Here is a 5133-nt window from a genome sequence, read left to right on the forward strand (position 1 = left end):
GGCGGCGGCCGGGCTGCTGGGCTGGAGAGGCTCGATCCAGCGGGTCTTCTCCGCGGAGCAGGCGTCGTGCCCGACAGGTGGAAGAGAAGGTCGGCCCGGTCCTGGATGATCGACAGGCCGGTGGCCTTGAGCACCGGGTCGTTCTCGATGAGCTGGGCCAGCCAGTCGTTGATGGCCGGGGTCGCCTCCATGTAGGCGGCCGAGAGCCCGCGCATGAAGCCCATGTTGAGGACCGACAGTGCGGTCTTGACGTAGTGCTTCCGGGGGTGGGAGCGGTTGAAGAAGGTCCGGACGGACTGCTGGGCCAGGTACTCGTCGTCGCCCTCGCCCAGGCAGACCAGGTACCCGCGGGCGACCTCGGCGGCGAAGGTGACGGTGAGCTTGTTCCACCACTGCCAGGGGTGGACCGGGACGAGGAGGTAGTCGGCGGGGTCCAGCCCCCGCTCGCGCAGGACGCCGTAGAAGCGCTCGACGGTCGCCCCGCCCAGCTCCTCCCGCACGAAGGACTCGTACTCGATCCCGGCCCCCGCCGTGAACGCGGCCCGCGACCTGTGCGCCGCCAGCCACACCAGCCGGACCGTGCTCGCGGTCTCGGGGGCGTAGGACAGGTAGTCGTGGACGCCGAAGCCGAGCCGCCCGTTGTTGGCGACGAAGCAGGGGTGGCCCTCGGTCATGCCGGTCTCGATGTCCTGGAAGCCGGCGCGGACCAGCTCGGCGACCGGGACCCGGTCCTTGGTGAGCTTGTAGCAGGTGCCGGAGAGGGTGGCGGAGATCTCCTCCAGGTAGACCGGCAGGATCTCGTCGCTCAGGCCCAGGGACTCCCTCAGCTCGATGAAGAAGTCGAGGGCAGCGAGCGGGAGTTCGGCGCCGTCGCGGGTACGGGCGATGGACTCGGCGTCCACCTGCCAGTGGTCGAGGGCGCGGCGGACGGCGGTGAAGCGGTAGCGCGTCAGGCCGTCGTCGCTGCGGACGACGTACGACGGCCCGTCCGCCTCCGGGGTGATCAGGCGCTCGTGGGCGAACTCGGCGAGCGCCTTGCGTATCAGGAGCCGGTTGGCCTGCTCCCAGCGCTCGGGGGACAGGTGGGCGACCGCGTCCGAGAGGGTCATACGGCGGCCACCGCCCTCTCGAACCGTTCCCGGGTGCAGTAGCTCAGCAACGCCTTCTTCTCCGGCTTCTGGATCTCCCGTACGGGCACGAACCCGACGGCTTCGTTCAGCGCGTGCACGGCCGTGTTGCGCACGTCCGGTTCGACGACGATCCGGCGGGCCGCCGGGTCCTCGAAGAGGTGGGCGACGACGGCGGTGATGACGGCCTTCGTGAACCCGTGCACGGGCGTGTCGGTGGCGGGGGCGAGGAAGTGCATCCCGACGTCCCCCGGCTCGGGCTCGTACAGCCCGACCAGCTCGCGGTGGGCCGGGTCGTAGTACTCCATGAGGAAGGCGGGGCCGCCGTCCTCGCCGAGGCCGAGGAGCGCGTGGTGGTGCTCGTCGGCCGCGATCTCCAGGTACGCCCGTTCGACGTCCGCCGGCCGGGCGTCCTGCATCATCCAGTAGGCCGCTTTGGGATGCGTCACCCAGCTGTGCAGCAGTCCGGCGTCCCTGAGGGGGTCGAGGGGCCGGAAGGTGAAGGCGGGGGTGGCGGTGGTGCTCATACCGAGAACTCCTGGAAGGCGATCGTCTTCTCCACCGGGTAGTACTCGGAGCCGAGCAGCTCGCGGATGATGTACGCGTTCCGGTAGGGGCCCATGCCCAGGTCGGGGCTGGTGATGCTGTGGGTGTGGACGCCGGCGTTCTGCAGGAAGACGCCCCGGCCGGTGACGTCGATCGCGTAGTTGCGGGCCACGTCGAAGTTGCCGTGCGTGTCGTAGCGCAGCCGGTCCCGGACGGGCCTGAGGAACTCCGGCTCGGCGTACCTGTAGCCGGTGGCCAGGACCAGGCCCTGGGTCTCGATCTCGTAGTCCTTGCCCTGTTCCTCCTGCCGCAGCTTCAGCGTGTACGTGCCGTTGTCGTAGGACGCCGCGTTCAGGGAGGAGTTGGTGAGCAGTCTGGTCGGGACCGGGCCGCCGAGGCTCTTCCGGTACAGCAGGTCGAAGATCTCGTCGATCAGGTCGCCGTCGATGCCCTTGAAGAGGCCCTTCTGCTCGGCGGTGAGCCGGTAGCGGGTGTCCTCGGGCAGGGCGTGGTAGTAGTCGATGTACTCGGGGCTGGTCATCTCCAGCGTGAGCTTGGTGTATTCGAGCGGGAAGAAGCGCGGGGAGCGGGTCACCCAGTTCAGCCGGTAGCCGTGGACGTCGATCTCGCTCAGCAGGTCCTGGTAGATCTCGGCGGCCGACTGGCCGCTGCCGACCAGCGTGATCGACTCCTTGGCCCGCAGCGCCTCCCGGTGCGTGAGGTACTGCGAGTTGTGGACGAGGTCCCCGCCCAGGCCCTCGCAGGCCGCCGGGACGTGCGGCGGGGTGCCGGTGCCGAGGACCAGCCGACGGGCGCGGTACGTCTCGCCGGCGGCCGTCGTGACGACGTACACCTCGTCCGCGTCCGCGTACCGGACCTCCGTGACCGTGGTGCCGAAGCGGATGTTGGTCAGTTTGCCCGCGGCCCAGCGGCAGTAGTCGTTGTACTCCACCCGCAGCGGGTAGAAGTTCTCGCGGATGTAGAACGAGTACAGCCGTCCCTTCTCCTTCAGGTAGTTGAGGAAGGAGTACGGCGAGGTCGGGTCGGCGAGGGTGACCAGGTCCGACATGAACGGGGTCTGGAGGTGGGCGCCGTCCAGGAACATGCCGGCGTGCCACTCGAAGCCGGGCTTCGAGTCGAGGAAGACGCCGTCCAGTTCGGCGATCGGCTCGGTCAGGCAGGCGAGGCCGAGATTGAAGGGCCCGAGCCCGATCCCCACGAAGTCATGGACGGCGGCGGGGTTTTCAGGACGCGCGGTCAAGGGACTCTCCCAGGTACTGCTCGGCGTGGCCGGCGATCAGATCGAGGACGGCGGCGATGTCGGCGGTCGTGGTCTCGGGGTTGAGCAACGTGAACTTGAGGTAGTGGCGGCCGCCGACCTTGGTGCCCGCGACCACCGCGTCCCCGGAGGCGAACAGGGCCTTGCGGGCGTAGAGGTTGGCGCGGTCGATCTCGGCCGGGTCGGTGACGGCGGCCGGGACGTAGCGGAAGACGAGGGTGGACAGGGACGGCTCGACGACCACGTCGTAGCGCGGGTCGGCCGCGAGCAGCCGCCAGCCCTCCGCCGCCAGGTCGCAGACCTCGTCGAAGAGTTCGCCGATGCCGTCGGCGCCCATGGTGCGCAGGGTCATCCACAGCTTGAGGGCGTCGAAGCGGCGGGTGGTCTGCAGGGACTTGTCGACCTGGTTGGGGATGCGCTCCTGCACCGTCCGGCGCGGGTTGAGGTACTCCGCGTGGTAGGTGGCGTGCCGCAGGGTGGCCGCGTCCCGGACCAGTACCGCGGACGAACTCACCGGCTGGAAGAAGGACTTGTGGTAGTCGACGGTGACGGAGTCGGCGCGCTCGATGCCGGCGATCCGGTCCCGGTGCTTCAGGGAGGCGAGCAGTCCGCAGCCGTAGGCGGCGTCGACGTGCATCCACACGCCGTACTGCGCGCACAGCTCGGCGATCTCCGGCAGCGGGTCGATGGAGCCGAAGTCGGTGGTGCCCGCGGTGGCGACGACCGCCATGGGCACCAGACCGTCCCCGAGGCAGCGTTCCAGTTCGCGGGCGAGGGCGACGGACTGCATGCGCCTGTCGTGGCCGACGGGGACGCAGACCACCGCGTCCTGGCCGAGGCCGAGCAGCTTCGCGGACTTCTGCACGCTGAAGTGGCCGGCCTCGGAGGCGAAGATCCGCAGCCGGGCGAGGGAGTCGGTCTTCGACTCCTCGCGGGCCAGCAGCAGCGCCTGGAGGTTGGACTGGGTGCCGCCGGAGGTGAACACCCCGTCGGCGCCCTCGCCCAGGCCGATGCGGGCGGCCGTCCAGTCGATCAGTTTCCGCTCGATCAGGGTGCCGCCCGCCGACTGGTCCCAGGTGTCCAGGGAGGAGTTGACGGCGGAGAGCACGGCCTCGCCCAGCACCGCCGGGATGACCACCGGGCAGTTGAGGTGGGCGAGGTAGCGGGGGTGGTGGAAGTAGACCGCGTCCCGGAGGTAGACGTCCTCCAGTTCGTCCAGGACCGCGGTGGTGTCGTGCAGCGGCCGGTCGAGGTCGATGCCGTCGACGAGGGGGGCGAGGGCGTCGACGGTGACACCGGTGAACGGACGTTCGGTGGTGGCGAGTTTGGCCGCCACCCGCTCCACTCCTTCGGTCACGCGACGGCGGTAGTGCTCCGCGGTGAGGTCATTGAGCAGGTGGGAGCGCATGCGGGAGTCCTCCGGGGCAGGGTGTCCGTGCGAGGGAGTGAGGAGATCATCTTAACTTAGGTTAGCCTAACCTAAGTTATCCGGGAACTATGCGTCGGTCACCCGGAGTTGTTCTTCCGTCAGGCCCCGCCGCCAGTACCCGACGAAGGTGACCCGGCGTCGGTCGATCCCGCGCTCGCCGACGAGGTGCCGGCGCAGCTCCTTCACCCGCCCGGACTCCCCGGCGATCCAGGCGTACGGGTGTGCGTGGGAGGGGAGCCGCGCGGCACGGACCGCCTCCGTGGCGTTCCGGCCCCCGGTCAGCCAGGTGATCTCCGCGTCCGCCGCGGTGACCACGTCCTGGATGTCACCGGCGTGCGGGACCTCCAGCCAGGCGCGGACCCGGGTGCCGGCGGGGAGCGATTCGAGGACGGCGGTCGCGGCCGGTACGGCGGTCTCGTCGCCCCAGACCAGCAGCAGGTCGGTGTCCTCGGGCGGCCGGAAGCGGATCGCCCGGTTGTCGGCGACCGCCGGGCCGAGCAGGATCACCGGGTCCCCGGCGGCGGCCCGGGACGCCCACCGGGAGGCGGGCCCGGCGGCGACGGCCGTACCCGGCTCGACGCCGTGCAGCACGAAGTCGACGTCGATCTCGTCGGGGTCCCGGCGCAGCGCCCGCAGCGTGTACGAGCGCATCACGGCCCGTACGAGCAGCTGGAACTCGAAGGAGTAGCGGGTCGGCCGGTAAATATGGTCGCCGAACTCGACGGCGCGGCCGGTGTCGTCGTAGGTGGTGC

5 protein-coding genes are annotated in these 5133 nt (G+C 70.1%); all 5 read right to left on the minus strand.

Translation table 11 applies throughout. From position 1 onward, the window contains the following. Positions 1–1109 (minus strand): IucA/IucC family protein (locus tag ABZ646_RS39595; RefSeq protein WP_360530483.1); only part of this gene is annotated, 1109 nt, incomplete at its 3' end. Continuing rightward, positions 1106–1654: a GNAT family N-acetyltransferase gene (locus tag ABZ646_RS39600; protein WP_360530486.1), complete on the minus strand. Its 549-nt coding sequence runs from the start codon at positions 1652–1654 to the stop codon at positions 1106–1108. The genes ABZ646_RS39595 and ABZ646_RS39600, both read right to left, overlap by 4 nt. Continuing rightward, the gene (locus ABZ646_RS39605; RefSeq protein ID WP_360530489.1) at positions 1651–2934 is read right to left on the minus strand and encodes a lysine N(6)-hydroxylase/L-ornithine N(5)-oxygenase family protein; all 1284 of its coding nucleotides are present in this window, start codon (positions 2932–2934) and stop codon (positions 1651–1653) included. Before ABZ646_RS39605 ends, ABZ646_RS39600 begins: the two co-directional genes overlap by 4 nt. Beyond that, a complete protein-coding gene (gene desA / locus ABZ646_RS39610; RefSeq protein ID WP_360530492.1) occupies positions 2918–4360 on the minus strand; it encodes a lysine decarboxylase DesA in 1443 nt (480 codons plus the stop codon). Before desA ends, ABZ646_RS39605 begins: the two co-directional genes overlap by 17 nt. Positions 4361–4447: 87 nt before the next feature. Beyond that, positions 4448–5133, minus strand: a 686-nt coding sequence (locus ABZ646_RS39615; protein ID WP_360530495.1) for a siderophore-interacting protein, incomplete at its 5' end; no start/stop codon positions are given.

It is taken from the genome of Streptomyces sp. NPDC007162 (assembly GCF_040634175.1).
Lineage (GTDB): Bacteria > Actinomycetota > Actinomycetes > Streptomycetales > Streptomycetaceae > Streptomyces.